25 protein-coding genes and 1 riboswitch are annotated in these 25,707 nt (G+C 74.0%); of the genes, 5 read left to right on the top strand and 20 right to left on the bottom strand.

All coding sequences use genetic code 11. The annotated features are described in order from the left end of the window. Window positions 1–103 precede the first annotated feature (103 nt). The 4 genes from A6V29_RS04620 to lepA form a co-directional block, all read right to left on the bottom strand. A complete protein-coding gene (locus A6V29_RS04620) occupies window positions 104–412 on the bottom strand; it encodes a hypothetical protein (RefSeq protein ID WP_137159206.1) in 309 nt (102 codons plus the stop codon). A gap of 144 nt (window positions 413–556) precedes the next feature. Continuing rightward, window positions 557–871, bottom strand: a complete 315-nt coding sequence (locus A6V29_RS04615; protein ID WP_137159212.1) for a DMT family transporter — start codon at window positions 869–871, stop codon at window positions 557–559. Window positions 872–882: 11 nt separating this feature from the next. After that, window positions 883–947: riboswitch (guanidine-III (ykkC-III) riboswitch) on the bottom strand. A 32-nt stretch (window positions 948–979) separates the two neighbouring features. Beyond that, complete coding sequence (locus A6V29_RS04610) at window positions 980–1,648, bottom strand: MOSC domain-containing protein (RefSeq protein WP_137159205.1); 669 nt, start codon at window positions 1,646–1,648, stop codon at window positions 980–982. Next, a complete protein-coding gene (gene lepA, locus A6V29_RS04605; protein ID WP_137159204.1) occupies window positions 1,645–3,480 on the bottom strand; it encodes a translation elongation factor 4 in 1,836 nt (611 codons plus the stop codon). The genes A6V29_RS04610 and lepA overlap by 4 nt, the downstream gene beginning before the upstream one ends. A 190-nt stretch (window positions 3,481–3,670) precedes the next feature. On the opposite strand from lepA, the gene rpsT reads away from it, so the two are divergent. Beyond that, window positions 3,671–3,931, top strand: coding sequence for a 30S ribosomal protein S20 (gene rpsT / locus A6V29_RS04600; protein ID WP_137159203.1), 261 nt, complete (start codon window positions 3,671–3,673; stop codon window positions 3,929–3,931). A gap of 99 nt (window positions 3,932–4,030) precedes the next feature. On the opposite strand, the gene holA is transcribed toward rpsT, so the two are convergent. The 10 genes from holA to A6V29_RS04555 all read right to left on the bottom strand — a co-directional run bounded on the left by holA (window position 4,031) and on the right by A6V29_RS04555 (window position 15,261). Continuing rightward, a complete protein-coding gene (gene holA / locus A6V29_RS21460; protein WP_249933018.1) occupies window positions 4,031–5,032 on the bottom strand; it encodes a DNA polymerase III subunit delta in 1,002 nt (333 codons plus the stop codon). 53 nt (window positions 5,033–5,085) lie between these two features. Beyond that, the gene (locus A6V29_RS04595) at window positions 5,086–7,434 is read right to left on the bottom strand and encodes a ComEC/Rec2 family competence protein (RefSeq protein WP_249933017.1); all 2,349 of its coding nucleotides are present in this window, start codon (window positions 7,432–7,434) and stop codon (window positions 5,086–5,088) included. Beyond that, the gene (locus A6V29_RS04590) at window positions 7,431–8,324 is read right to left on the bottom strand and encodes a ComEA family DNA-binding protein (protein WP_137159202.1); all 894 of its coding nucleotides are present in this window, start codon (window positions 8,322–8,324) and stop codon (window positions 7,431–7,433) included. Before A6V29_RS04590 ends, A6V29_RS04595 begins: the two co-directional genes overlap by 4 nt. Window positions 8,325–8,482: 158 nt before the next feature. Then, window positions 8,483–9,373: a DegV family protein gene (locus tag A6V29_RS04585; protein ID WP_137159201.1), complete on the bottom strand. Its 891-nt coding sequence runs from the start codon at window positions 9,371–9,373 to the stop codon at window positions 8,483–8,485. A gap of 67 nt (window positions 9,374–9,440) precedes the next feature. Next, window positions 9,441–10,184: a histidine phosphatase family protein gene (locus A6V29_RS04580; protein WP_137159200.1), complete on the bottom strand. Its 744-nt coding sequence runs from the start codon at window positions 10,182–10,184 to the stop codon at window positions 9,441–9,443. After that, a complete protein-coding gene (gene rsfS, locus A6V29_RS04575) occupies window positions 10,181–10,594 on the bottom strand; it encodes a ribosome silencing factor (protein WP_137159199.1) in 414 nt (137 codons plus the stop codon). Before rsfS ends, A6V29_RS04580 begins: the two co-directional genes overlap by 4 nt. Continuing rightward, window positions 10,591–11,328 carry a nicotinate-nucleotide adenylyltransferase gene (nadD, locus tag A6V29_RS04570; RefSeq protein ID WP_249933016.1) on the bottom strand — a complete coding sequence of 246 codons (738 nt, stop codon included), beginning with the start codon at window positions 11,326–11,328 and terminating at the stop codon, window positions 10,591–10,593. Before nadD ends, rsfS begins: the two co-directional genes overlap by 4 nt. 326 nt (window positions 11,329–11,654) lie before the next feature. Continuing rightward, window positions 11,655–13,088 carry a vWA domain-containing protein gene (locus tag A6V29_RS04565; RefSeq protein ID WP_137159198.1) on the bottom strand — a complete coding sequence of 478 codons (1,434 nt, stop codon included), beginning with the start codon at window positions 13,086–13,088 and terminating at the stop codon, window positions 11,655–11,657. Next, a complete protein-coding gene (locus A6V29_RS04560) occupies window positions 13,088–13,969 on the bottom strand; it encodes an AAA family ATPase (protein ID WP_137159197.1) in 882 nt (293 codons plus the stop codon). The genes A6V29_RS04565 and A6V29_RS04560 overlap by 1 nt, the downstream gene beginning before the upstream one ends. 38 nt (window positions 13,970–14,007) lie before the next feature. After that, entirely contained in the window at window positions 14,008–15,261 is a 1,254-nt protein-coding gene (locus A6V29_RS04555) for a glutamate-5-semialdehyde dehydrogenase (RefSeq protein WP_170977686.1), read from the bottom strand. Window positions 15,262–15,347: 86 nt separating this feature from the next. On the opposite strand from A6V29_RS04555, the gene A6V29_RS04550 reads away from it, so the two are divergent. The 4 genes from A6V29_RS04550 to A6V29_RS04535 are packed head-to-tail and all read left to right on the top strand — an operon-like array spanning window position 15,348 to window position 18,541. Continuing rightward, window positions 15,348–16,310, top strand: a complete 963-nt coding sequence (locus A6V29_RS04550; RefSeq protein ID WP_137159196.1) for a metal ABC transporter substrate-binding protein — start codon at window positions 15,348–15,350, stop codon at window positions 16,308–16,310. After that, window positions 16,310–17,113, top strand: a complete 804-nt coding sequence (locus A6V29_RS04545) for a metal ABC transporter ATP-binding protein (RefSeq protein WP_137159195.1) — start codon at window positions 16,310–16,312, stop codon at window positions 17,111–17,113. Before A6V29_RS04550 ends, A6V29_RS04545 begins: the two co-directional genes overlap by 1 nt. Before the next feature lies 1 nt (window position 17,114). Continuing rightward, window positions 17,115–18,137 (top strand): metal ABC transporter permease, encoded by a 1,023-nt coding sequence (locus A6V29_RS04540; protein WP_137159194.1) that lies wholly within the window; start codon window positions 17,115–17,117, stop codon window positions 18,135–18,137. After that, window positions 18,134–18,541, top strand: a complete 408-nt coding sequence (locus A6V29_RS04535) for a Fur family transcriptional regulator (RefSeq protein ID WP_137159193.1) — start codon at window positions 18,134–18,136, stop codon at window positions 18,539–18,541. The genes A6V29_RS04540 and A6V29_RS04535 overlap by 4 nt, the downstream gene beginning before the upstream one ends. A gap of 7 nt (window positions 18,542–18,548) precedes the next feature. Here the strand turns inward: A6V29_RS04535 and def are convergent, their stop codons facing one another. From def to A6V29_RS04505, 6 genes are all read right to left on the bottom strand, one after another. Next, window positions 18,549–19,025 (bottom strand): peptide deformylase, encoded by a 477-nt coding sequence (def, locus tag A6V29_RS04530; protein WP_249933019.1) that lies wholly within the window; start codon window positions 19,023–19,025, stop codon window positions 18,549–18,551. Window positions 19,026–19,044: 19 nt separating this feature from the next. Further along, entirely contained in the window at window positions 19,045–20,172 is a 1,128-nt protein-coding gene (proB, locus tag A6V29_RS04525) for a glutamate 5-kinase (protein WP_137159191.1), read from the bottom strand. After that, window positions 20,169–21,686 (bottom strand): GTPase ObgE, encoded by a 1,518-nt coding sequence (obgE, locus tag A6V29_RS04520; protein ID WP_137159190.1) that lies wholly within the window; start codon window positions 21,684–21,686, stop codon window positions 20,169–20,171. The genes proB and obgE overlap by 4 nt, the downstream gene beginning before the upstream one ends. 97 nt (window positions 21,687–21,783) lie before the next feature. Then, on the bottom strand, window positions 21,784–22,041 hold the full coding sequence (rpmA, locus tag A6V29_RS04515) for a 50S ribosomal protein L27 (protein WP_137159189.1): 258 nt from the start codon (window positions 22,039–22,041) through the stop codon (window positions 21,784–21,786). Window positions 22,042–22,048: 7 nt separating this feature from the next. Further along, window positions 22,049–22,360, bottom strand: coding sequence for a 50S ribosomal protein L21 (gene rplU, locus A6V29_RS04510; protein WP_137159188.1), 312 nt, complete (start codon window positions 22,358–22,360; stop codon window positions 22,049–22,051). Window positions 22,361–22,546: 186 nt separating this feature from the next. Next, window positions 22,547–25,594, bottom strand: a complete 3,048-nt coding sequence (locus A6V29_RS04505) for an Rne/Rng family ribonuclease (RefSeq protein WP_249933015.1) — start codon at window positions 25,592–25,594, stop codon at window positions 22,547–22,549. Window positions 25,595–25,707 lie beyond the last annotated feature (113 nt).

Here is a 25,707-nt window from a genome sequence, read left to right as displayed (position 1 = left end):
TCCGCTCCTTGAATCCACCTCACCTGATCCCCGAGCGTCCTCCCCCACCGCGCACGGCGAGGGAGGACGCTCCGCGGTGAGGGAGGACGCGGGGCCGGCCGGGTCAGACGAACACGTGCGCGGCAGGGACGACGAGGCCGCGCGGCTCGAACTCCTCGACCGCAGGATCCCCCGGCGGTGGCCGTCCACCCGAGAGCTCCGCCATCACCGGGCCCACCAGTTCGGCGGTGTAGCGCTCGCAGAGTTCCTTGGACTCCCAGACCTCGACGATCTGGAACCCGGCACCCGTCTGGCGGGCCAGGTGCAGGAGCAACCCGTCGACGACGTCGGGCGCTCGGCGGGCGAGTTCGGCGTGCATCGCGTCGTAGAACTCGATGGGCGCCGGCACCTCCATGACGATCCCGTAGGTCATGACGCTCTCCGGTCCAGGTGCGGTCCGACCCTCAGCCGGCCCCAAAATCCCAACGTAGGCCGCAGCGATGCCCGTCACAGAGGACGAAGGCCCACCGCTGGGCGAGCGGCGTCGGGCAGCGATGGCCGCTCCGGGCCGCACGGCTCAGGAGACGGCCTTGAGCCCGACGATGCAACCGATCAGCCCCACGATCAGCAGCACCTTGACCAGGGACACCGGCTCCGTCCCGGTCACCATCGCGTAGACGACGGTGATCGAGGCACCGATGCCGACCCAGACGGCGTAGGAGGTGCCGGTGGGCAGCTCGCGCATCGCGTAGGCCAGCCCGCCCATGCTCACCACGAGCGCAGCGGCGAAGACGATCGAGGGGCCCAGCCGGGTGAACCCCTCGGACCTGCCCAGGGCAGTCGCCCAGACCGCTTCGAACACCCCGGACACCACGAGCACGAGCCACGCCATCGTCCACTCCCCTGGCGCCGTCTTGTCGCAGTCCGGGTACGGCACCACCTCGTCCGGGAGCCGGTGGGGGCTCCGCTCCACCATCTCACGCAGCCCTGAGGGACCGACTCAGACCGGCGTCGAGGTCCTGTCGTCGTCGGCGGCAGTGCGGGCGGCGATCTGCGCGGCCAGCTTCGACTGGTTCTTGATCGGCAGGACGTGCAGCACCGGCGCCAGCTCGGGGAGCCGCCGCTTCTCCGTCGTGACGATCCGGAAGCCCGCCTCCACGGTCATCCCGTGGTCGGGCCGGTGCACCACCTCGACGTCGTCGCCGGCGCCGAGCTCCCCGGTCTCCAGCACCCGCAGGTAGGCACCCGTGGCGCCGTGCGCGGCGAATCGCTTGACCAGGTCGGGGATCCCCCAGAACTGGGCGAAGTTGGCGCACGGGATGCGCCAGGCGGTGACCTCGAACAGCGCCGTCCCCACGCGCCACCGCTCCCCCAGGACGGCGTTGCGCAGGTCCAGCCCGGAGGTGCGCAGGTTCTCGCCGAAGCGCCCGGGCGGCAGGTCCCGGCCCAGTTCGGCGATCCACCAGTCGGCGTCCTCCTGCGCGTAGGCGTACACCGCCTGGCCCTCGCCGCCGTGGTGCTTCTTGTTGACCTGGACGTCGCCGTCCAGCCCCAGCGGATGCACGGTGACGCGCCCGTCGACGGGCCGCTTGTCGATGCCGCTGCGCCGGCTCGGCAGCCGGTAGAGGTCGTCCCCGGAGACGCAGACCGCCTCGACCCGGCCGCTCACTTGGGCTTGGCCGACGCCGTCGACTCGTTGGTGGAGAGCGCGGCGACGAAGGCTTCCTGGGGGACCTCGACCCGGCCCACCATCTTCATCCGCTTCTTGCCCTCCTTCTGCTTCTCCAGCAGCTTGCGCTTGCGGCTGATGTCACCGCCGTAGCACTTGGCGAGGACGTCCTTCCGGATGGCGCGGACGGTCTCCCGGGCGATGACCCGCGAGCCGACGGCGGCCTGGATCGGCACCTCGAACTGCTGGCGCGGGATGAGCTCGCGCAGCTTGCCGGCCATCTGCACGCCGTAGGCGTAGGCCTTGTCCTTGTGCACGATCGCGCTGAACGCGTCGACGGCCTCGCCCTGCAGGAGGATGTCCACCTTGACCAGCGACGCCTCCTGCTCACCCGACTCCTGGTAGTCGAGGCTGGCGTAGCCGCGGGTGCGTGACTTCAGCGCGTCGAAGAAGTCGAAGATGATCTCGCCGAGGGGCAGCTTGTAGCGCAGCTCCACCCGCGACTCGCTGAGGTAGTCCATGCCGCCGAGCTGGCCCCGCCGGCTCTGGCAGAGCTCCATGATCGCGCCGGTGTAGTCGCTGGGCGCGATGATCGTGGCGTTCACGACCGGCTCGAAGACCGTGTCGATCTTGCCCTCGGGCCAGTCGCTCGGGTTGGTCACGGTGATCTCGGAGCCGTCCTCCATGACCACGCGGTAGACGACGTTCGGCGCGGTGGAGATGAGGCTGATGCCGGCCTCGCGCTCCAGCCGCTCGCGGACGATCTCCAGGTGCAGCAGGCCGAGGAAGCCGACGCGGAAGCCGAAGCCCAGCGCCGCCGACGTCTCGGGCTCGTAGACCAGCGCGGCGTCGTTGAGCAGCAGCTTGTCCAGCGCCTCGCGCAGCAGCGGGTAGTCGCTGCCGTCGATCGGGTAGAGGCCGGAGTAGACCATCGGCCGCGGGTCGCTGTAGCCCCCGATCGGCTCCTCGGCGGGCTTGTGCTGGTGGGTGACGGTGTCACCGACGCGGGACTGGCGGACGTCCTTCACCCCGGTGATGAAGTACCCGACCTCGCCGACGCCGAGGCTCTCCACCGGCCTCGGCTCGGGCGAGATCACGCCGATCTCGAGCAGCTCGTGGGTCGCGCCGGTCGACATCATCTTGATCTTGTCCCGGGCGGAGATCCGGCCGTCGACGACGCGGACGTAGGTGATGACGCCGCGGTAGATGTCGTAGACGGAGTCGAAGATCATCGCCCGCGGGGGCACGTCGGGGTCACCCACGGGCGCCGGGATCTGGGCCACGATCGCGTCGAGCAGGGCGGGCACGCCCTCGCCGGTCTTGCCGCTGACCCGCAGCACGTCCTCGGGCTCGCAGCCGATGATGTGCGCGATCTCCGCGGCGTACTTCTCCGGCTGGGCGGCCGGCAGGTCGATCTTGTTGAGCACCGGGATGATCGTGAGGTCGTTCTCCATGGCCAGGTACAGGTTGGCCAGGGTCTGCGCCTCGATCCCCTGCGCGGCGTCGACCAGCAGCACGGCGCCCTCGCAGGCCGCCAGTGAGCGGGACACCTCGTAGGTGAAGTCGACGTGACCGGGGGTGTCGATCATGTCCAGGACGTACTCGGTGTCGCCGACCTTCCAGGGCAGGCGGACGTTCTGCGACTTGATGGTGATGCCGCGCTCGCGCTCGATGTCCATGCGATCGAGGTACTGGGCCCGCATCTGCCGTGCCTCGATGATCCCGGTGACTTCGAGCATCCGGTCGGCCAGCGTCGACTTGCCGTGGTCGATGTGGGCGATGATGCAGAAGTTCCGGATGAGGGCCGGATCGGTGGCAGCGGGTGTCGTCACAGTGCCGCCATCGTCCCACGTCGCGTCGAGGCACAGGGCTATCGGCCAGGCGTCGCGTCGCCAGGTCGGTCGGTTGGGGCCGGCGATGCCCGGCTGGTATCTTGTGAGGCCGGTCCGTGCGCGCGATGTCAGTCGCCGCGGCGCGGACGCACTGTCAGAGACATCCCCCTTAGACATCCGAGGCTCACGCGTGGCGAACATCAAGTCCCAGATCAAGCGGAACAAGACCAACGAGAAGGCGCGCCAGCGCAACGTTGCCGTCAAGTCCGCCCTCAAGACGGCCGTCCGGCGCGTTCGCACGGCTGCTGAGTCCGGGGACGCCGCGGCCGCCACCGCTGCGCTGCAGACCGCCAGCAAGGCCCTCGACAAGGCCGCCAGCAAGGGCGTCATCCACAAGAACCAGGCCGCCAACCGCAAGTCGGGTCTGGCGAAGCTCACCGCCGGCCTCTGACCCGGCGTCCCGCGTCGGTGTGACGCGGTCGGACGAGCCCCCCCGCTCGGGAGGGGGCTCGTCCGCGTTCCGGGCCGGGTCAGGCGGGTCGCGAAGCGCTCAGCGGCCCGCGGGGGCCCGGCCGCGACCGGTGTCCGCGCGGATGGCCACGATCCGGCGGACGGCCCGCTCCAGCGCGTAGTCGGCGCTCGCGGCGGCACCCTTCACGTCGGCGTTGAGCTCGGCGGCCACGCCGATCGCCTGCTGCAGACCGTCGATGCTCCAGCCCCGGGCCTGCGCCTGCGCCTTCTTCACCTTCCACGGCGGCATCTTGAGCGTGCGGGCCAGCTCACCGGGGTTCCGCGAGCTCAGCCCCGCCACCCGGGCGGCGGTGCGGACGCCGTCGGCGATCGCGTCGGCGATGAGGACGTGCGCGACCCCGCGCTGGAGGGCCCAGCGCACCATCTCCAGGGAGCCGTGGCGGTCGCCGACGAGGACCCGCTCGGCGACGGTGAAGCCCGTGACCTCGGCCTGACCGCGGTGGAAGCGGGCGACGGCGTCGGCGTCGATCGCGCCACCGAAGTCGGAGACCAGCTGGCCGGCCGCGGCCGACAGCTGGCGCAGGTCGGCGCCGATGGCCTCGACCAGAGCGGAGGCGGCATCCGGGGTGATCCGGCCGCCGACCGTGCGCACCTCGTTGCGGACGAAGGCGATCCTGTCCCCGACCGAGCTGAGCTTGGGGCATTCGTCGACCGCCGCGCCGGCGGCCACGAACGCCTTGAGCAGCGCCTCGTTCCGCTTCCCGCCGGCATGGACGACCACGAGCGTGATGTCAGGGTCGGGATCCTTGGCGTAGGCGGTGAGCGACTCGGCCAGCGCCCCGGCCGCCTCCTGCACGCCGGTGACGACCACCAGGCGGTGCCCGCCGAAGAGCGAGGGCGCCAGGACGTCGGCCAGCTCCCCCACCGGGAGCCCCTGGGCGGCCAGCTCGTGGAGCTCGACCTCGGCATGGCGCTCCCGGACCGCTGACCGCACCGCGGCAACCGCGCGGGCCCGGAGCAGCTCCTCCTCCCCGGACACCACGCGCAGCCGCGAGGTCGGCGGAACGGCGGCGGCGGGCACGACTGCATGGTGCCACGCGGCACCGACCGTCCCGCCCGCCTGCCGCGGGGTGGTCAGGGCCCGCGCCCGCGTGCCGCGACCCCCCACGTGGCGGCCGAGCCGGCGATGGCCACGTCGCCGTCCCGATCGGTCCGGTGCACCGTCATGCCCGCTCGCGCCAGCATGTCGAGCAGCGTCCGCGCGGGGTGACCGTAGGTGTTGTCGGCACCCACGGAGATGAGCGCCACCCGGGCACCGCTGGCCGCGAGGAATGCGGCGTCGGCATCCCCGCTGCCGTGGTGCGGCACCTTGAGGACGTCCGCCCGCAGATCGGCACCGCCGGACCGCAGCCGGGCCTCCGCTGCGGCTCCCAGGTCACCGGTGAGCAGGACGCGCACCCCGCGGACGGTGGCGCGGACCACCAGTGACAGGTCGTTGGGCTCCGCGGCCGCGGTCGCCAGCACCGGGGCCGGCGCCAGCACCTCCAGGGACACCTCGCCCACCTGCCGGCGATCCCCGGGCTGCAGCAGGATCCGCTCGGCTCCGGCCTCGTGCGCGACCGCGTCGACGGCCGGGAGACGGTCGTCGACCGGCGACAGCGCTCCGGTCGCCACCTCGCCGACGGCACGGCCGTCGAGTGCTCCCGGGAGACCTCCCACGTGGTCTGCGTCGAGGTGCGACAGCAGGACCAGGGGCAGCGACACCACGCCGAGGTCGTCGAGGCAGCGGTCCACCGCCGCGACGTCCGGTCCGGCGTCCACCAGGACCGCCGCCCCGGGCCCCACCGGCAGCACGAGGGCGTCTCCCTGACCGACGTCGCAGGCCACCACCACGGTGTCCGCGGGCGGCCAGCCCCGGACCGTCTGCCGCACCGGCCACCCGACCAGCACCAGGCCGGCGAGGACGGCCAACGCCAGCGGGCGCAGCCGCGCGAACCGCCACAGCGCCCACCCACCGCCCAGGAGCAGGGTGGCGAGCAACAGGGCCCCGGCCGTGCCGGCGGGCCAGCCCGGAGCGGCGTCGGGGACCTGCGCCGCCCGCTCGGCCACCTGGACCAGCCAGCGCGTCGGCCAGCCGGCGCACCACACCAGCGCGTCACCCGCCGGCCCGGCCACCGGCCCGATGACGGTGGCGAGGAGGCCGAGCACCGTCGCCGGAGGGACGGCCGGCGCCGCCAGCAGGTTGGCGGGCAGGGAGACCAGGCTGACGGTGCCGGAGAAGCCGGCGATCAGCGGCGCGGTCGCGAGACCGGCGGCCGCGCTCACCGCCAGCGCGTCGGCGACCAGGGCGGGCCACCCGCGCTGCCGCAACCGCCGGGACCACGTCGGTGCGGCCAGCACGATCGCGGCGGTGGCCGCAACGGAGAGGGCGAAGCCCGGCTCGCGCGCCAGGCCGGGTTGCACCAGCAGGAGGACGCAGACGGCCGCGGCCAGCGCCGGCACGGCGACCCGGACCCGGCCGGAGGCGAGCGCGAGCAGGGTCACCGCGCCCATGGCGGCGGCGCGCAGGACGCTGGGTTCGGGCCCGGCCAGGACGACGAACCCGGCGAGCGCTGCGGCACCGACGATCGCCAGCACCCTGCGGTCGACCGCACGACGCCGCAGGGGCCAGATCACCGCGGCGATGACGATGGCGACGTTCGCCCCCGACACCGCGGTCAGATGGGAGAGGCCGGCCCGCCGGAAGTCCTCCTCGAGCACGGGGTCCATCCCCCGCGTGTCGCCGACGACCAGACCGGGGAGCAATCCCGCAGGGCGCGGTTCCAGGACGCGGGCTGCCGACCCGGCCAGCTCGGCCCTCAACCGTCCTGCGAGCCGGTGCCAGGGCGCGGGCTCGCCGATCGGCGCCGGCGGACCGCGGGCAGACAGCACCGCCACCACGGTGTCCCCGGCCCGTCGCGGGGCCACGGCGACCGAGGTCCGGACCGGCTGACCGGGCAGCAACTCCCGCCACCCGTCCTGCGGCGCGAAGAGCAGCACGGGTGCGTCGAGGCGGAGGTCCTGCGCCCCGTCGTGGAGCCCGGTCACGGTGGCGTCAGCGAGGACCCTCGGTCGGCCACTGCCGGTGAGCAGGTGCGGAACGCTGCCGAGGACGAGCTCGACCTCGACGGTGGTGCCATGATCGGCGAGCGCGGCGAACGGGGACGCCTGGCGCGTGGTCTCGCGCACGGCAGCGGTGCCGCTGGTGACCGCGATCCCGGCGAGCACGGCGAGGAGCACGGTGGCGCCCGCGGTCCGCCGACGGCCCAGCCGCCAGGCGGCCCCGGCGGCGCCGAGGGAGGCTGCGGCGAGCCAGGGCGGGGTGAGGTAGGGCGCGACGAGACTGCCCGCCCACACGACGGCCGCGACGGGCACGAGCCGGAGGTCGATCCACTGCCAACGGTCCTCCTCCTGTCCGGCCGGGGCCTGCGCCGGGGCCTTCACACCGTCACCAGCTCGGTCAGCTCCGCGGCGATGGCCGGCCCGATCCCCGGGACGTCGTCGAGCTGGGCCACGCTGCGGAACGAGCCGTGGTCACGCCGGTGGTCGACGATGCGTTGCGCGAGGACCGGTCCGATGCCCGGCAGTGCGTCGAGCTCCGCGGCCGTCGCGGTGTTGAGGTTCACCCGGCCACCCGGTGCCGCCACTCCCGGTCCGCTGGCCTGGGGCTGCGGAGCGTCGGCCGCTCCCGGAACGCCCACCGCGATCTGCTGGCCGTCGCTGACCAGCGCCGCCAGGTTGACGGTGGCCGGATCGGTGCCGGGGAGCAGCCCACCGGCGGCCTCGACCGCGTCGGCTACCCGCGCCCCGGTGGGCAGTGTGACCACGCCGGGGCGCCCGACGAGGCCCACGACCGCGACGACGACGGTGCTGGAGGTCTCGGCCACTTCCCCGACGAGCGGTGCGGGCGCGGGCGGGCCGGTGCTCTCCGCTCCCGCCGGAGCGGGGACCTCGACGGGGCCGACCGGCACGACCTGCGGGCGGTCCCACCAAGTCCAGGCCACCAGGAGCAGCGCGGCCAGGAGGCCGGCGGCCCACAGGGAGCGCACGCCACGCCGGTCGGCGGTCCACCGCACGGCCGGTCCGGGCCGGCGGTGCCGACCGACGCCGGGTGGGCGGTCGGGTTCGGGCAGCGCCGCCCCGACGGCGCCGGGCTCAGGTTCGTCGCGGCGCGCACGCCCTGGCTCCGGCCGGATCGGGGTCGCCACCGGATCGAGGGTCGGGACGTCGAGCTCCTCGGGCACCCAACCGCCTCGGCCGCTCTCGTCGAGGAGAGCCCGCAGCCGGGCCCGGATGACGTCGGCATCGCCGGAGCGGCGGGAGGAGGAGCGCACCCGGCCGACGCTAGGAAGCCCGACCGACCCACGGCCGGTCCCGCGAGCGGTTGTGGACAGAGGCGGTGGTTGTGGACACCGAGAGGCGGCTGATCACCTCGTGCGGCCAGGGTGTCCGCATGACACGACGAGCCGCACGGCGACCGTCGACGCCCGGGTCAGTCCTCGGCCGGGTCCTCGGCGTCGTGGGCCACGCGATCCGCCGGCTCCGGGGCGACGACCACTCCCACGGCGCCCGGTCCGACGTGCGCGCCGATGGCCGCGCCGAGCTCGCTCACGTACAGGTCGCGAACGGTGGGCACCTGATCGCGGAGGTCGGCCGCCAGTTGCTCGGCCTTCTCGGGGGCGGCGAGGTGGTGCACGGCGAGGTCCGCGACGCCGCCGCCGACCTCCTCCACCACCCGTTGCACGAGCCGATTCATCGCCCGCGCCGAGGTGCGGACCTTCTCCAGCACCACCACCCGGCCGTCGACCACGTGCAGCACCGGCTTGACGGCCAACGCGGAGCCGAGGAGGGCCGCGGCCGAACCGATCCGTCCGCCCCTGCGCAGGTGCTCGAGGGTGTCCACGACGAAGAACGTCCTCGTGACACCGGCCGCCTTCTCCGCCGCCGCCGCGACGGCGGCGGCGTCACCGCCGGCCCGCGCCGTGCGGGCAGCAGCCAGCACCGGGAACCCGTTCCCCATCGCCGCGGACCGGGTGTCCACCACGGTGACGACGTCCCCACCGATCTCCGCGGCCGCGAGTCGCGCGGCGTCCCACGTGCCGGACAGCTCGGCGGAGAGGTGCACCGAGACGATCCGTTCGGCCCCCGCGTCCAGCAGCCGCCGGTAGGCGGCCGCGAAGTCGTCCGGGCTCGGCCGCGACGTCGTGACCCGCCCACCACGGGTGGACAACACCTGCGCCACCTCGTCGGGGCCGATGGACTCGCCCTCGCGCCCGGAGCCGGCACCGAGCACCACGTACAGCGGCACCACCGCGATGTCGTATTGCTCGAGGAGCTCCGGAGGCAGGTAGGCCGTCGAATCGGTCACGACGGCAACAGGCACCCGGCGAGGCTAGCCGTCCGCCCGCCCGGCTCGACCGCCCCGTCCTCCTACGGGCACGGAGCAGCGGTCAGCCGACGGCGTCGGCGTCGCCGATCGGGCCCGGACCACCCTCCTCGGGAGTGGCTCCCATGCGGACAGCCGCCGGGGCGCCGCCCTCGACCCGAGGGGTCTCCAGGCGGGGAGCCGACACGTTGTGCCGCATCAGCCGCCAGCTGCCCGACTGCTCGACCAGCTCGCTCCAGGCGCAGTTGCCCAGTGGTCCGAACAGCCGGCGCTGCTGCGGCGCGAGCCCGAGCAGCCGCTCGATGAGCCGGCCACTGGTGCCGCCGTGCGTCACCACGACGGCCACGGGCGCCGACGGCAGCTCCAGCAGCGCGGCCAGGGCGCGGGCGGCCACCTCGTCCGGCTCCTCGCCGCCACGACCTCGCACCGGGCGCCCGGCCAGCCAGTCGGCGTACTGGTCGGGATGCCGGTCGGCGACCTCGGCGCGGGTGAGCCCTTCCCATGCGCCCATGCCGTGCTCCTGCAGCCGGGCATCGAGGCGCACCGGCACACCGAGGCGCGCGCCGAGCTCGGCGGCGGTGTCGGCGGCACGAGCGAGGTCGCTGGAGACGACGACCGTGTCGGTGCCGAGACCTGCCGATGCCATCAGGTGCGGCGCGGCCTCGACGGCCTGGCGCCGGCCGACGTCGTCCAGCGGAGGGTCCAACCGTCCCTGGAACCGCCCGCTGGCGTTCCACTCCGTCCGACCGTGCCGCCACAGCAGCACCCGTCCGACGGGCAGCGCCGGCGTCCCCTCGACCCGGCTCACCGGTCGGCGGAGTCCGGAGCCGTCGCCTCGTCGCCGGCGTTCGCCGGCACCGACCGGTCGACGAAGGGGATCGTCGGGCAGTCCTTCCACAACCGCTCGAGCGCGTAGTACGCGCGCTCCTCCGCGTGCTGGACGTGCACGACGACGTCGACGAAGTCCAGGAGCACCCAGCGGGCCTCGGCCACGCCCTCGCGACGCACCGGCTTGACGCCGTGCTCGCGCAGCCGCTCCTCGACCGCATCGACGATCGCCTGGACCTGGCGCTCGTTGGGCGCGGACGCGAGGACGAACGCGTCGGTGATGGCCAGGCGGTCACTGACGTCGACGATCGAGACGTCCGTGGCCAGCTTGTCGGCAGCCGCCTGGGCGGCGAGCAGCGCGGTCTCGCGCGCCTCGGCCGTGGCGGTCATCTGGGTACCTCCGAGAGATCGGGGCGGGCATCGGGTGTGGGGCCGGAGGACGGCGGCGGGCGGTCGTAGGTCGGCACGTCCCCGCTCGGTAGGTCGCTACCGGCGGCTCGGCCGCTGTCGGTGATGGCCGCGGGGCGGCGGCGGAAGCCCTCGCGGTACAGGCTCCGCTTCTCGATGTACTGCACCACGCCGTCGGGCACCAGGTACCAGACCGGCATGCCGCGGGCCACGCGATCGCGGCAGTCGCTCGAGCTGATGGCCAGCGCAGGGATCTCGACCAGGCTGACCCGACCGGCGGGCAGGTCGGAGTCGGCCAGCGTGTAGCCCGGGCGGGTCACACCGATGAAGTGCGCCAGATCGAAGCACTTGTCGCCGTCCCGCCAGGTCATGATCTGGGCCAGCGCGTCGGCGCCGGTGATGAAGAAGAGCTCCGCGTCCGGCCGCTGTGCCCGCAGGTCGACCAGCGTGTCGATCGTGTACGTCGGGCCGCCGCGGTCGATGTCCACCCGGCTCACCGAGAACCGCGGATTGGACGCCGTCGCGATCACGGTCATGAGGTACCGGTCCTCGGCCGGGCTCACCTGCCGGTCGCTCTTCTGCCACGGCTGACCGGTCGGCACGAACACCACCTCGTCGAGCCCGAAGAGGCCGGCGACCTCGCTGGCCGCCACGAGGTGCCCGTGGTGGATGGGGTCGAACGTGCCGCCCATCACTCCGATCCGCCCGCCCGTCACGCACCGAGCGTATCGGCCCCCACCGGGGCCGGCCCTGGCCGGACCGGTCCCGGTTCGACGGGGCCCGACGCCGAACAGGGGCCGGGTCGCCGCGGACCGCGGCGACCGGCTCCCCCGTGCAGCCGGTCGCGGGCGTTCCGCCCTCTCGCGGTGCGGCGGTGCCGACGCGACGGTCGGACACCGCGCTGACCAACGGCCGGACCGCCGGATGGTTACGGGCCGGTTCCGCATGTCGTGGTGTGGGGGTCGGCACACCCGCCGGGCAGCCGTGCCCGACGCCCCCTGCCGGCCCCGCCGCGAGCGGTCGGTCCGGCAGGGGGACGTCGTCAGAGCGTGGTGATGAAGTCGGCCAGCTGGGCTGCGTTGCGGCACTCGACCATGTCGACGACCTCGCCGTAGCGGTCGGCGGCGGAGTCCCCGCTCCCCCACTGCGCCCGCGGCTCCGGGTTCAGCCAGTGGGCCGACCGCGCCTTCTGCACCAGCCCGGCCAGCACGGGCACGCCCGCCGGCCGGTAGTTGGTCCGGCCGTCCCCCAGCACGAGCAGGGAGGTCTTCGGTCCGACGGCCGAGGCCCAGCGGTCGGCGAACGTCTCGAACGCGGTCCCGTAGTCGCTGTGGCCGTCGAAGGAGACCACCTGCGCCTCCTGGCCGATCCGCGTGACGGCATCAGCCACATCGGCGCCCGGCCGGAAGAAGCGGGTGACCTCGTCGGTGGAGTCGACGAAGGCGAAGGCGCGCACGCCGGTGAAGTGCTCGCGCAGCGCCTGGGTCAGCATGAGGGTGAAGTGGCTGAAGCCGGCCACCGAGCCGCTGATGTCGCAGAGGACGACCAGCTCGGGCTTGTGGATCTTGCGCGGCCGGTGGTGGGTCACGACGGGGACCCCGCCGGTGCCCAGGGACGCCCGTACCGTCTTGCGGAAGTCCAGCCGGCCCTGGCGTCCCATCTTCCGGCGCGCGGACAGCCGGACGGCGAGCCGTCGCGCGAGCGGGGTCACCGCGCGGCGCAGCTCGGCGAGGTCCGAGGACTGCGCCCGGAGGAAGTCGATCTGGTCGGCGAGCGGCCGTACCGCGCTCTTCGCGACCCGGTCGCGCCCCTTCTCGGCGGCAGTCCGCCGGCGCACCTCCGCCTCGATGGCCGCCTTGAACTTGTCGAGCCGCTCGCGGATGGTCCGGCGGGCCACCTGCTCGTTCAGGCCGCCCCGGTCCCCCTCGGCGAGCAGGCCGGCGAGCAACTGGGAGACGAGGGTGTCGGGCGAGAGCGCCCGCATGACCCGGTAGCTGAAGAACGACTGCCCGGACGGGCTGGCCTGTCCACGCCCGAGCTGGTCGACGGCCTGGCGGGCGAAGCGGCGCAGCTCCTCCTCGTCGCCGTCGAGCAGCAGTCGGAGCAGCTCCTCCCGCATCCGCTTGGCTGCCTCGGGGTCGTCCCCGCGGGGACCGTCCGACGGCTGCCCGGGCTCCCCGCCCTCGGCCGACTCGTCCGCGTCACCGCCGGTGGCCGGGCGGTCGGTGAGCGGCCACCACAGGTCGAACAGCACGTCGTACGCCGGCCGCTGGGCGGCCCGCTGCAGCAGCACCGCCGCGAGCCCGTGCCGGAGCTGCTCGCGGTCGAGCAGGTCGACGACGGTGAGGATCTCCGCTGCGTCGACGGCCTGGCTGATGCCCACCGGGATGCCGGCCTCCCGCACCGCACGGACGAAGCCGTCCAGGTGCCCCGCCAGCCCGCCGGGCTCCCCCGGTCGGATCACGGGCGCGCTCATCAGTTCAGCCGCAGCTCGGCCGCGGCCCGGTCCTGGTCGCTGGCGTGCTTGAGCACCACCCCCAGGGTGGAGGCCACCGCCGGCTCGTCGAGGGTGTCCAGGCCCAGCTCCAGCAGCGTCTGCGCCCAGTCGAGGGTCTCGGAGATCGACGGCGACTTCTTCAGCTCCATGGCCCGCAGGGCCCGCACCGTGCGGACGAGCTGCTCGGCCAGGCCGGGAGCGAGGTCCGGGACCCGCGACAGCACGATCTCGCGCTCCCGCTCGGCCGACGGGTAGTCCAGCGCCAAGTAGAGGCAGCGGCGCTTGAGCGCCTCGGAGAGCTCGCGGGTGGCGTTCGAGGTGAGCACCACCATCGGCCGGCGGGTGGCGGTGACGGTGCCGAGCTCCGGGATGGTCACCTGGAAGTCCGACAGCACCTCCAGCAGCAGGCCCTCGACCTCGACGTCGGCCTTGTCGGTCTCGTCGATGAGCAGCACCGTCGGCTCGGTGCGCCGGATCGCGGTGAGCAGCGGCCGGGAGAGCAGGAACTCCTCGCCGAAGATGTCGTCGTGGACGGTGTCCCAGTCGGCGCCGTCGGTGCCCTGCGACGCCTGGATGCGCAGCAGCTGCTTCTTGTAGTTCCACTCGTACAGCGCGCGGGCCTCGTCGAGACCCTCGTAGCACTGCAGCCGGATCAGCTCCGAGCCCGTGGAGGCGGCCAGCGCCTTGGCCAGCTCGGTCTTGCCGGTGCCGGCGGGCCCCTCGACGAGCAGCGGCTTGCCCAGGCGGTCGGCGAGGAACACCGTCGTGGCGATCTGCGCGTCGGGCAGGTAGCCCGCCGTCGACAGCCGCTTGCTGACGTCGGTGACCGAGGAGAAGTGGGGGGACTGCGACGGGGGCAAGGGGGGCTCCTGGTGCGGTGGGGTGGCCGGATGGACGGTCAGCGGACGTGACCGCGGCCGGTCACGACGTAGGTGGTCGAGGTCAGCTCGGGCAGGCCCAGCGGGCCCCGTGCGTGCAACTTCTGGGTGGAGATGCCGATCTCGGCGCCGAACCCGAACTCGCCGCCGTCGGTGAACCGGGTGGACGCGTTCACCAGCACGGCCGCGGCGTCGACACCCGCGGTGAAGGTGGCGATGGCATCGGCCGAGTCGGAGACGATCGCCTCGGTGTGGCCGGTGCTCCACCGCTGGATGTGATCCAGCGCCTGCGGCAGGTCGTCGACGACCCGCACGGCCAGGTCCATGGACAGGTACTCGGCGGCCCAGTCCTCGTCGGTCGCCGGGACGACGGCCTCGTTCGCCCCGCGCGCCGCGTCGTCGCCGTGCAGGGTCACCCCGGAGCCGGCCAGGGCCGCGAGCAGCCGGGGCAGGTGCGGGTAGTCGCGGTGCACCAGCAGCGTCTCGGCGCTGTTGCACACGCTGACCCGATGGGTCTTGGAGTTGAGCACCACGTCCTCGGCGACGGCCGGATCGGCCGACGCGTCCACGTACACGTGGCAGTTGCCCTCGCCGGTCTCGATGACGGGAACCCGCGACTCGCGCACCACGCGCTGGATCAGCGAGGCGCCACCCCGCGGGATCACCACGTCGACCGCGCCGCGGGCGCTCAGCAGCTCCCCGACCGACGCGCGGTCGGCCGGGAGCAGCTCGACGAACCCGGCGGGCAGACCGGCCTTCTCCCCCGCCTCGGTCAGGACGGCGACGAGCGCGGTGTTGGTGCCGAACGCCGACGCCGACCCGCGCAGCAGCGCTGCGTTGCCGCTCTTCAGGCACAGCCCCGCAGCGTCGACGGTCACGTTCGGGCGCGCCTCGTACACGATGCCGACGACGCCGAGCGGCACCCGGACCTGGCGCAGCTCCAGCCCGTTGGCCAGCCGCGACCCGCGGACGACGTCGCCCACCGGGTCGGGCAGCGCGATCAGCTGGCGCAGCGCGTCGGCCACGCCCGCGATCCGCCCCGCGTCCAGGCTCAGCCGGTCCAGGATCGCCTCAGGGGTGCCGCCCTCCCGCGCGGCCGCGACGTCGGCGGCGTTCGCCGCGAGGATCTCGTCGGCGCGGTCGACCAGCGCGGTGGCCATGTCGGCGAGGGCGGCGTCCTTCACCCCCGTCGGCACGGTGCGCAGCACGCGGGCGGCCGACCGCGCGCGCAGCGCGGCGGCACCGATCAACGGCAGGCCGGTGACGTCGAACACGTACGCAGCGTACGCGGGCCGTGGCCGATGACCGTCACGACGACCGGACGACGCCCCGTCGGGCGACCTGTGTGAGAATGGTTCTCATGTTCACGACGGGCACGCGGATGGCCGGCGCGGCCCTCACCTCCATGGCGCTGCTCCTCACCGCCGGTTGTGGCGGGGAGGACGGAGCGGGCTCGGACGGCGAACTGCAGGTGGTCGCCGGCTTCTACCCGCTGGAGTGGGCCGCGGAGCGGATCGGCGGGGACAGGCTCTCGGTCAGCGCGCTCACCCCGCCCGGCGGTGAGCCGCACGACCTGGAGCTCACCCCGCGCGACGTCGCCTCGATCGAGGAAGCCGATCTGGTGGTCCTGCTGTCCGGGTTCCAGCCCGCGCTCGACGAGGCGGCGGACTCCTCCGGCGGTGACCGCGTGTGGGACGCCGCGGACGCGGCCGACCTGCTCACCGGCGATCACGAGGACCACGAGCACGGGGACGACGACGAAGACCACGGCGACGAGGACCACGGGCACGACGACGGCGACTCCCCCGTCGACCCGCACTTCTGGCTGGACCCCCTCCGGCTGGCCGACGTCGGCGACGCGCTGGCCGAGCGCCTCGCCGAGACCGACCCCGACGGCGCGGACGCCTACGCCGAGAACGCCGCGGCGTTGCGGGCCGACCTCGAGCGGCTCCACGCGGAGATGAGCGCCGGCCTCGCGGACTGCGCGGTGGACACCCTGGTCACCGCGCACGACGCCTTCGGCTACCTGGCCGAGCGCTACGGTCTCGAGGTGGTCGGGATCAGCGGCCTGAGCCCCTCCCAGGAGCCCGCGGCGTCCGAGCTCGCCCAGATCACCCGGCTGGTCGCCGAGCGGGGCGTGACCACCGTCTACACCGAGACGCTGGTCGAGCCCGCGGTCGCCGAGACCGTCGCCGAGGAGGCCGGGGTGGACACCGCCGTCCTCGATCCGCTCGAGGGGCTGAGCGACGAGTCCGCCGGCGAGGACTACCTGGAGGTCATGCGGGCCAACCTGGCCACGCTGCAGGCGGGCCAGTCCTGCTGATGGCGCCCCCCTCCCCGCCGGCGATCCGGCTGCGTGCGGCCACCATCGGCTACGGCGACGTCGCGATCGTGCGCGACGCGGACCTCACCGTGCGCCCCGGCGAGGCGCTCGCCGTCCTCGGCTCCAACGGCTCCGGCAAGACGACCCTGGCCCGGGGCCTGCTCGGGCTGGCCGCGGTCCTCGACGGCGACGTCGAGGTGCTCGGCGCCCCCGTGGGTCGGCTGGCCGAGCGGGGCCGGATCGGCTACGTCCCGCAGCGGCACACGGTGAGCGGCGCCGCGCCGGCCACCGTGCGCGAGGTCGTGTCGGTCGGCCGGCTGGCCCGCCTCGGCCTGCTGCGCCGCCTCGGTGCGGCCGACCGGCGGGCCGTCGTCGACGCCGTGGCCGCCGTCGGCCTGGCCGACCGGATGGGCGATCCCGTCGCCTCGCTGTCCGGCGGCCAGCAGCGCCGGGTGCTCGTGGCCCGCGCGCTCGCCGCCGAACCGGAGCTGCTGATCATGGACGAGCCGACCGCCGGCGTGGACGCCGCCAGCCAGGAGGCGCTCGCCGACGTCCTGGCCGCCGTCTCCGCCGGCGGGACCACGCTGCTCGTCGTGACGCACGAGGCCGGTCCGCTGGCCGGGGTGCTGCGCCGGGCCGTCGTCGTCGAGTCCGGCCGCATCACCTACGACGGCCCCCTGACCGGAGCCGAGGACGAGCCCGGCGGTGGCCACCACCACGCCAACGGAGCGCCGCCGGCCGGCCGGCCCGGGTACCGGCTCGACCAGCCCGGCGTCGCCCCGCCGCGGACGACGGGAGCCTGACGTGGAGATCCTCGACTACGCCTTCATGCAGCGCGCACTGCTCGCCTCGCTGATGGTCGGGCTCGTCGCCCCCGCGGTGGGCGTGTTCCTGGTGCAGCGGCGGCTCGCCCTGCTCGGCGACGGGCTCGGGCACGTCGCGCTGACCGGCGTGGGGATCGGGGTGCTCACCTCCACGGCCCCGGTCGGCGCGGCGCTGGTCGCCGCGGTCCTCGGCGCGGTGCTGATCGAACTCGTCCGCGCGCGGGGCCGGACCAGCGGGGACGTCGCGCTGGCCGTCCTCTTCTACGGCGGTATCGCCGGCGGTGTCGTGCTGCTCAGCCTCGCCCCGCGGGGGCAGGCGACCAACCTCGACGCCTACCTGTTCGGCGCCATCACCACGACCAGCAGCACCGACCTCGCCGTGTTCGCGGTGATCGCCGTCGTCGTGCTGGCCGTCGTCGGACTGCTCGGGCAACGCCTGTACGCGGTGAGCGACGACGAGGAGTACGCCCGCGCCGTCGGGCTGCCCGTGCTCGGACTCAACGTGGTGCTGGCGGTGCTGGTCGCCTCGACCGTCGTCCTGTCGATGCGGGTCGTGGGCCTGCTGCTGATCAGCGCGCTCATGATCCTGCCCTGCGCCGTCGCGCAGCTCGTGGCGCGCAGCTTCCGCCAGGCGGTGCTGCTCGGCTGCGCGATCGGCCTGGTGGTGAGCGTGACCGGGACGGCGACGTCGTACTACACGGGCACGCCCTCCGGCGGCACGATCGTCCTGCTGGCGATCGCCCTGTTCATCGTCGGCACCACGGCGGTGACCGTCCGGGACGCGACGGCCCGGCGCCGGCACCGCCGGCGCACCGACGTGCACGAGGCCCACCCGCACGAGCACGGCCCGAACTGCGGACACGACCCGGTGCCGCACGGGGACCACGTCGACTACGACCACGACGGCCACCTGCACGCGCCGCACCGCACCGGGGCCGGGCTGCACTACGACGAGCACGGCGAGCACCCGGCCCCCACCCCTCCCGCCGGTGGTGCCCGGTGAGCCGCCCCGTGCCGGCCCGGCAGGCGACGCGGCAGCGCAGCGCCCTGCTCGCCCTCCTGGAGGACCTCGACGGCTTCCGCACGGCCCAGGAGCTGCACGGACTGCTGGCCGAGCGGGGTGAACGGGTGGGCCTGGCCACCGTCTACCGCGGCCTGCAGGTGCTGGCCGAGGACGGGCGGGTCGACGTCCTGCGCGGCGACGACGGCGAGGCTGCCTACCGCCGCTGCTCCACCACCCAGCACCACCACCACCTGGTCTGCCGCGACTGCGGCCGCGCCGTCGAGGTCGCCGACCCGCCGGTGGAGCGGTGGGCCGCCCGGGTCGCCGACGAGCACGGCTTCACCGACGTGCGGCACCACGTGGAGCTCTTCGGCACCTGCGCGGACTGCGCCGTCGAGCGCTGAGGAACCCTCAGCGCTCCCGCAGCGCGCGCAGGGCGCTCTTGCGCGCCTCGCCGGTGAGCCGGTCCAGGAAGACCTTGCCGTCGAGGTGGTCGACCTCGTGCTGCAGGCAGCGGGCCATCAACCCCTCCCCCTCGATTCGCAACGGCTTCCCGTCGACGTCGAACCCCTCCGCCACGCAGTACAGGGCGCGGACCGTCGGCGCCCAGATCCCGGGGACCGACAGGCAGCCCTCGTCGCCGTCCTGGGTCTCCTCCGAGCGCTCGACGATGACCGGGTTGACCATGTGCCCGATGACGCCGTCCACGTTGTAGGAGAAGGCGCGCACGTTGACCCCGATCTGGGGTGCGGCGACCCCGGCCCGGCCCGGATGGTCGACGGTGTCGAGCAGGTCGCGCACCAGCGCGGCCAGCCAGTCGTCGAAGTCCTTCACCTCGTCCGACGGGGTGCGCAGCACCGGGTCGCCGAGTTCGCGGATGGGGCGCATGGTCACGCCGCCCAGTCTCTCAGCCCGGCGGGCGGCGGCCGACGAGCACCATCTCGTCGCGGTGCACCACCTCGCGGCGGTACTCCGGCGGCAGGTCGCCGCTCTTCCGGCCGAGCAGCTCGGGCAGCTCCGTGGCGTCGTAGGCGACCAGGCCGCGGGCGACGACGGTGCCGTCGAGACCGACCAGCTCGACCGGGTCATCAGCCACGAACTCACCGGTCACCGCGGTGATCCCGGCGGCCAGCAGGGAGGCGTGGCGGTCGCGCACCGCCTCCACCGCCCCGTCGTCCAGGATCAGCCGACCCCGCGGGCGGCTGGCGTAGCGCAGCCAGAACTGCCGCGAGCTGGGCCGGCGGCCCATGGGCCGGAAGAAGGTGCCCACCTGCTCCCCCGCCAGGGCGGCGGCGGCCTGGGCGGTGGAGGTGACGACGACGGGCACGCCGGCGTGCGCGGCCAGCAGCGCCGCCTCGACCTTGGTCGCCATGCCTCCGGTGCCGACGCCGTTGCGGCTGGCCGAGCCGAGCGCGACGGCGGCCAGGTCGCTCGGGTCGTCCACCGTGTGGAGCAGCGCGGCCGGACCGCGGCGCGGATCGCCGTCGTAGACGCCGTCCACGTCGGAGAGCAGGACCAGGGCGTCGGCCTGCGCGAGGTGGGCGACGAGGGCGGCCAGCCTGTCGTTGTCGCCGAACCGGATCTCGTCGGTCGCCACCGTGTCGTTCTCGTTGACGATCGGGAGCACGCCCAGGGTCAGCAGCCGCTCCACCGTCCGGTGGGCGTTGCGGTAGTGGCCGCGGCGGGTGAGGTCGTCGGCGGTGAGCAGGACCTGCCCGACCGTCACGCCGTGGCCGGCGAAGGCGTCGGCGTAGGTCTGGACCAGCCGGAGCTGCCCCACGCTGGCGGCGGCCTGCGCGGTCGCGAGGTCCCGCGGCCGGCCGGCCACGCCCAGCGGAGCCAGGCCGGCGGCGATCGCCCCGGAGGAGACCAGCACGACCTCGCGGCCCTGCGCCCTCCGAGCACCCAGGACGTCCACCAGCGCCGTCAGGTTGGTGGTGTCCAGGTCGCCCGTGGGCGTGGTGAGCGAGGACGACCCGACCTTGACCACGACGCGGCGCGCGGTCGCGACCGCCGCGCGGCCGACCGCGGTCACGGGGTGCCGTCCTGCAGCTCGGCCGGCAGGTCCTCCTCGGTCCACGTCTCCTCGCCGAGCTCGTAGGGCACGCGGCGGGCCTTCTTCGCGGCCAGCCGCTCCTGGGCGCGCACCCGGTGCGGCGCGTCGATGCGGGCGTCGGTGCCCCGCCCGCCGAGACCCGCGGACTCCTCCACGGTGAGCGTCCCGGCCGGTAGCGAGGGCATCCAGTCGAAGGTGACGTCCCCGATGGTGACGGCGTCACCGGGAGAGGCGCCGACCTTGGCCAGCTCGTCCTCGACACCGAGCCGGTTGAGCCGGTCGGCGAGGAAGCCGACGGCCTCGTCGTTGCTGAAGTCGGTCTGGCGCACCCACCGCTCCGGCCGGACGCCGCGCACGACGAAACCGCCGGTGTCGAACTCGGTGTCCCGTTCCACGGTGAAGCCGGAGTCGTCGACGGCCCTGGGCGTGACGGTGACGCGGGCCGGCTCCATGGGCGGCAGGCTCGCCCGGTGCTCCTCGACGGCCGCGGCGAGCGCGTAGCCGAGCTCCTTCAGGCCTTCGCCCGTGGCGGCGCTGACGGGGAAGACGGCGAGCCCCCGCTCTTCGAGCGAGGTGCGCACCAGGTCGACCAGCTCCCGGGCGTCCGGGACGTCGATCTTGTTGAGGACGGCGATCCGCAGCCGGCCCACGAGGTCGAGCTCCTCGCCGCCGGCCGCATCGCTGGAGTACGTGGCTAGCTCGTGCTCGAGCGCCTCGATGTCGCTCTCGGGGTCCCGTCCGGGCTCCATGGTCGCCATGTCGACGACGTGCACGAGGACGGCGCAGCGCTCCACGTGCCGGAGGAACTGCACGCCGAGGCCCTTGCCGGTCGAGGCGCCGGGGATCAGGCCGGGGACGTCGGCCATCGTGTAGACGGTGTCGCCGGAGCGGATCACGCCGAGGTTGGGCACCAGCGTGGTGAACGGGTAGTCGGCGATCTTGGGCCGCGCGGACGACATCGCGGCGATCAGCGACGACTTGCCGGCCGACGGGAACCCGACCAGGCCGACGTCGGCGATGCTCTTGAGCTCGATGACGGCGTCGAAGGCCTCGCCCGGCTCGCCGAGCAGGGCGAAGCCGGGCGCCTTGCGGCGGGCGTTGGCCAGCGCTGCGTTGCCGAGGCCGCCCTTGCCGCCCTTGGCCAGCACCACGCGGGTGCCGGCGCCGATGAGGTCGGCGATGACCCGGCCGTCCGGCGTGCTGACGACGGTGCCGGCCGGGACCTTGAGGACCTTGTCCTCGCCACGGGCGCCGTGCCGGTTGCTGCCCTCGCCCGGGCGCCCGTTGGCCGCCTTCTGGTGGGGGCGGTGGTGGAAGTCCAGCAGCGTGTGCACGTTCGGATCCACCTCGAGGACGACGTCCCCGCCGTCGCCACCGTTGCCCCCGTCGGGACCGCCGAGGGGCTTGAACTTCTCCCGGTGGATCGAGGAGACGCCGTGGCCGCCGTTACCCGCGGCGACGTGCACCACTACGCGATCGACGAATGCGGCCACGACTACCTGCGCCTACCTACGAGGTCCGGAATGGAAGGCCCCTTCGCAGGGGCCCGCCGCGAGCCTGCGAGCGGTGGGGGGGCGAAGGGGTCCTCTTTCAGGCGTCCACTGCGGTGATCGAGACGGTCTTGCGACCGCGCCGCGTACCGAAGGTCACCGAGCCCGGAGCCAGGGCGAACAGCGTGTCGTCGCCACCGCGACCGACACCGAGCCCGGGGTGGAAGTGGGTGCCGCGCTGGCGGACGATGATCTCGCCGGCCTTGACGACCTGGCCGCCGAAGCGCTTGACGCCGAGACGCTGCGAGTTCGAGTCGCGGCCGTTGCGGGACGACGATGCGCCCTTCTTGTGTGCCATGTCGGCGTCAGCCCTTCGAGATGTCGCGGACCACGACGCTGGTCAGGGGCTGACGGTGCCCCTGGCGCTTGTGGTACCCGGTCTTGTTCTTGAACTTGTGGATGCGGATCTTCGGGCCCTTGGCGTGCTCGACGATCTCCCCTGTCACCGTGACCTTGGCCAGGGCCTTGGCGTCGCTGGTGACGGTGTCGCCGTCGACCAGCAGGATCGCCGGGAGGGCGACGGTGTCGCCGGCCGCACCCTGCAGGCGGTTGATCGTGAACGTGTCGCCCACGGCCACCTTGTGCTGGCTGCCACCGGCCTTCACCACTGCGTACACCACTGACTCCTCGTTGCTTTCGTGTCTAGCTCTGTGTTCCGGCGCGCAGACCGGTGCGATCGCCGGGTGCTGGACGGGCTGCGTTCGCCTGACCCGGCGGCACCCGAAGGCGCCCGCTCAGGGGCGGAGCAACCCGACCAGCGTACCTGAGCCGGTCGTCGCGGTCGAACGTGGTCCTGGCCTCTCTCAGACGACCGGCGGCCCGGCCGGTCGGCTCGCCGCCCGCCGACGGCGTGGCCGCCCGGTCGGCGCATCGGGCTGCTCCGCCGGGGTCTCCGCGGCGGGCTCGGCGACCGCGAGCGGCGGAACCACGACGACGTCGGCCGACTCGCGAGGCGGGGTGGCGGGATGCGCCTCGGAGTCCGCGTTGACCGGCTCGACGGTCGCCGGCGTCGGGACCTCGTCCGGCGTCGCCTCCCCGGTCTTCGCGGCCTCGTCGGCCTTCACCGTCTCGTCGGCCTTCGCGGTCTCGTCGGTCTTCACCGTCTCGTCGGCCTTCGCGGTGTCGTCGATCTTCGCGTCGTCGGCCTCGGCCGGCTCGGGGGTCCCTGCGTCCTCGCCGGTGGTACCGGCCACCACCGCCGCGTCCGCGGCGGCGCTGTCCTCGCCGGACTGGCCCCGGCCGCGACGGCCACGGTTGCGCCGCCCGCCGGTGCGGGTGCCCTCGCCGGACTCGGCGTCGCCGTCGGCCTGCTCGGTGGCCGGACCGGGCTCGGCGGTGGGCGCGTCAGCAGCGGCGTCCTTGCTGCCGTTGCCGTTGCCGCTGCCGCTGCCGTTGTTGCCGTTGTTGCCGTCGCTCTTGCCGGAGCGGTCACGCCGACCGCCCCCGCCGGAGCCGCCGCCGTTGCCCCCGCCGGAGTTGCCCCCGGTGGAGCCGCCGCGCCGCTTCTCGTCCACGGGGTCGGTGCTGACGATGATCCCGCGGCCGCGGCAGTGGTCGCAGGTCTCCGAGAAGACCTCCAGCAGCCCCTGCCCGACCCGCTTGCGGGTCATCTGCACCAGGCCCAGCGAGGTGACCTCGGCGACCTGGTGCTTGGTGCGGTCGCGGCCGAGGCACTCGGTGAGCCGGCGCAGCACGAGGTCGCGGTTGCTCTCGAGCACCATGTCGATGAAGTCGATGACGATGATGCCGCCGATGTCGCGCAGCCGGAGCTGGCGGACGATCTCCTCCGCCGCCTCCATGTTGTTGCGCGTGACGGTCTGCTCGAGGTTGCCGCCGGACCCGACGAACTTGCCGGTGTTGACGTCGACGACGGTCATCGCCTCGGTGCGGTCGATGACCAGCGAGCCGCCCGAGGGCAGCCACACCTTGCGGTCCAGCGCCTTCGCGAGCTGCTCGTCGATGCGGAGGTCGTGGAAGACGTCGCCCTGCCCGGTGTAGCGCGTCAACCGCGGGCTGAGCTCGGGCGAAACGTGGCCGACGTAGGCCTCGACGGTGTCCCAGGCGTCGTCGCCCTGGACGACGAGCTCCTTGAAGTCCTCGTTGAAGACGTCGCGGATGACCCGGATGGCCAGGTCGGGCTCGCCGTACAGCAGGGTCGGCGCGCTGGACGTCGACTCGGCCTTCTGGGAGATGACCTCCCACTGTGCCTTGAGCCGGTTGACGTCGCGGGTGAGCTCCTCCTCCGAGGCGCCCTCCGCGGCGGTGCGGATGATGACGCCGGCGTCCTCGGGGACGATCCGCTTGAGGATGTCCTTGAGCCGCTGGCGCTCGGTGTCGGGCAGCTTGCGGCTGATGCCGGTCATCGAGCCGCCGGGCACGTAGACCAGGAAGCGGCCGGGCAGGTTGATCTGCTGGGTGAGCCGGGCGCCCTTGTGGCCGATCGGGTCCTTGGTGACCTGCACCAGGACCTTGTCGCCGGACTTCAGGGCGGTCTCGATCGAGCGCTGCTTGCCCGACAGGCCGGCCGCGTCCCAGTTGACCTCACCGGCGTAGAGGACGGCGTTGCGCCCCTTGCCGATGTCGATGAACGCAGCCTCCATGCTGGGCAGCACGTTCTGCACCCGGCCCAGGTAGACGTTCCCCGCGAACGAGGTGTTCTGCGCCTGGGTCACGTAGTGCTCGACCAGCACGTCGTCCTCGAGGACGGCGATCTGGGTGCGCTCACCGCGCTGCCGGATCACCATCTTCCGGTCGACGGCCTCCCGGCGGGCGAGGAACTCGCTCTCGGTGAGGATCGGCGCGCGACGACGGCCGGTGTCGCGCCCGTCCCGGCGGCGCTGGCGCTTGGCCTCCAGCCGGGTGGAGCCGGAGACGCCGCGGACGTCGTCGTCGCTCGTGGTTCGGCCGTTGCGCCCGGCCCGCTCGGGACGGTCGTCGTCGTCGGTGTCGTCGGAGGAGTCGTCGTTGCCGCCGCCTCCGCTGCTGCGCCGGCGACGGCGCCGACGGCGCCGGGTGCCCGAACCGGTCGAGCCCTCGTCGGACTCGCCGTCCTGGTCGTCGTCGGAGTCGTCGGAGGACTCGTCGTCGCTGCTCGTGGACGAGTCGTCGCGGTCGTCGTCGCCGTCGGAGGAGTCCTCACCCGAACGACCCCGGCCGCGGCCGCGGCGGCCGCGCCGGCGCCGGCGGCTGCTCGACCCTTCGGTCTGCTCGCCGTCGTCGTCGGTGCTGTCCTCGTCCTCGTTCTCGGGGTCGACGGTGGACTCGGCGTCGTCGGTCCCGTCCTGCGCGGGCGCGGGGCGGCGGCGCGAGCGCTGCCGCGGCCGGGGTGCCTCGTCGTCCTCGGGCGTGTCGGCGGTCTCCGCGTCCTCCTGCTCGACGTCGGGCGACTCGGCCGGGCGGCGGCTGCGGCGGCGCGGGGCCGGCGGCGCGTCGGCCGGCGGAGCGACGAAGCTGACGAACGCCGGCGCCTGCGCTGCGGGAGGCGCGGGCGTCACCGGCTCGGTCGCGTCGGGATCGGGGGCGGCCACGGGCCGGGTGGCGCGGCGGCGCGGGCGGGCGACCACGGCGGTCGGCTCGGGCGAGCTGAACTGCGCTCCGAAGCGGAGCCCGACCGGCTCCTCGGGCTCGGGTTCGGGCTCCTCGGCGACCGGTTCCTCGGCCGCCACCTCGCCGTCCTCGGCCGGGTCCTCGGCCAGGTCCTCGTCCAGGTCCTCGTCCAGGTCCTCGTCCAGCGGGACCGAGGAGTCCTCGGAGACCGCGGGGACCTCGGTCACCTCGCCGCCTCCGGCCGTGACCTGCCCGGTGTCGACCTGCTCGGTGTTCTCGTTCTCGGTGTTGTCGGTGTCAGCCACGAGGGCTACGCCTCCTCATGCGCTCCCGGGCGCCATGAGCTGGCGGCCGCGCAGGAGCACGGGTTCGGGGCGGGGCGAGCTGCCGCGCGGGGTATGGCGACCTGCTCGCCCTG

It is taken from the genome of Blastococcus sp. CCUG 61487, assembly GCF_005222955.1.
GTDB lineage: Bacteria > Actinomycetota > Actinomycetes > Mycobacteriales > Geodermatophilaceae > Blastococcus.
This window is presented reverse-complemented; position numbering and strand designations above follow the sequence as displayed.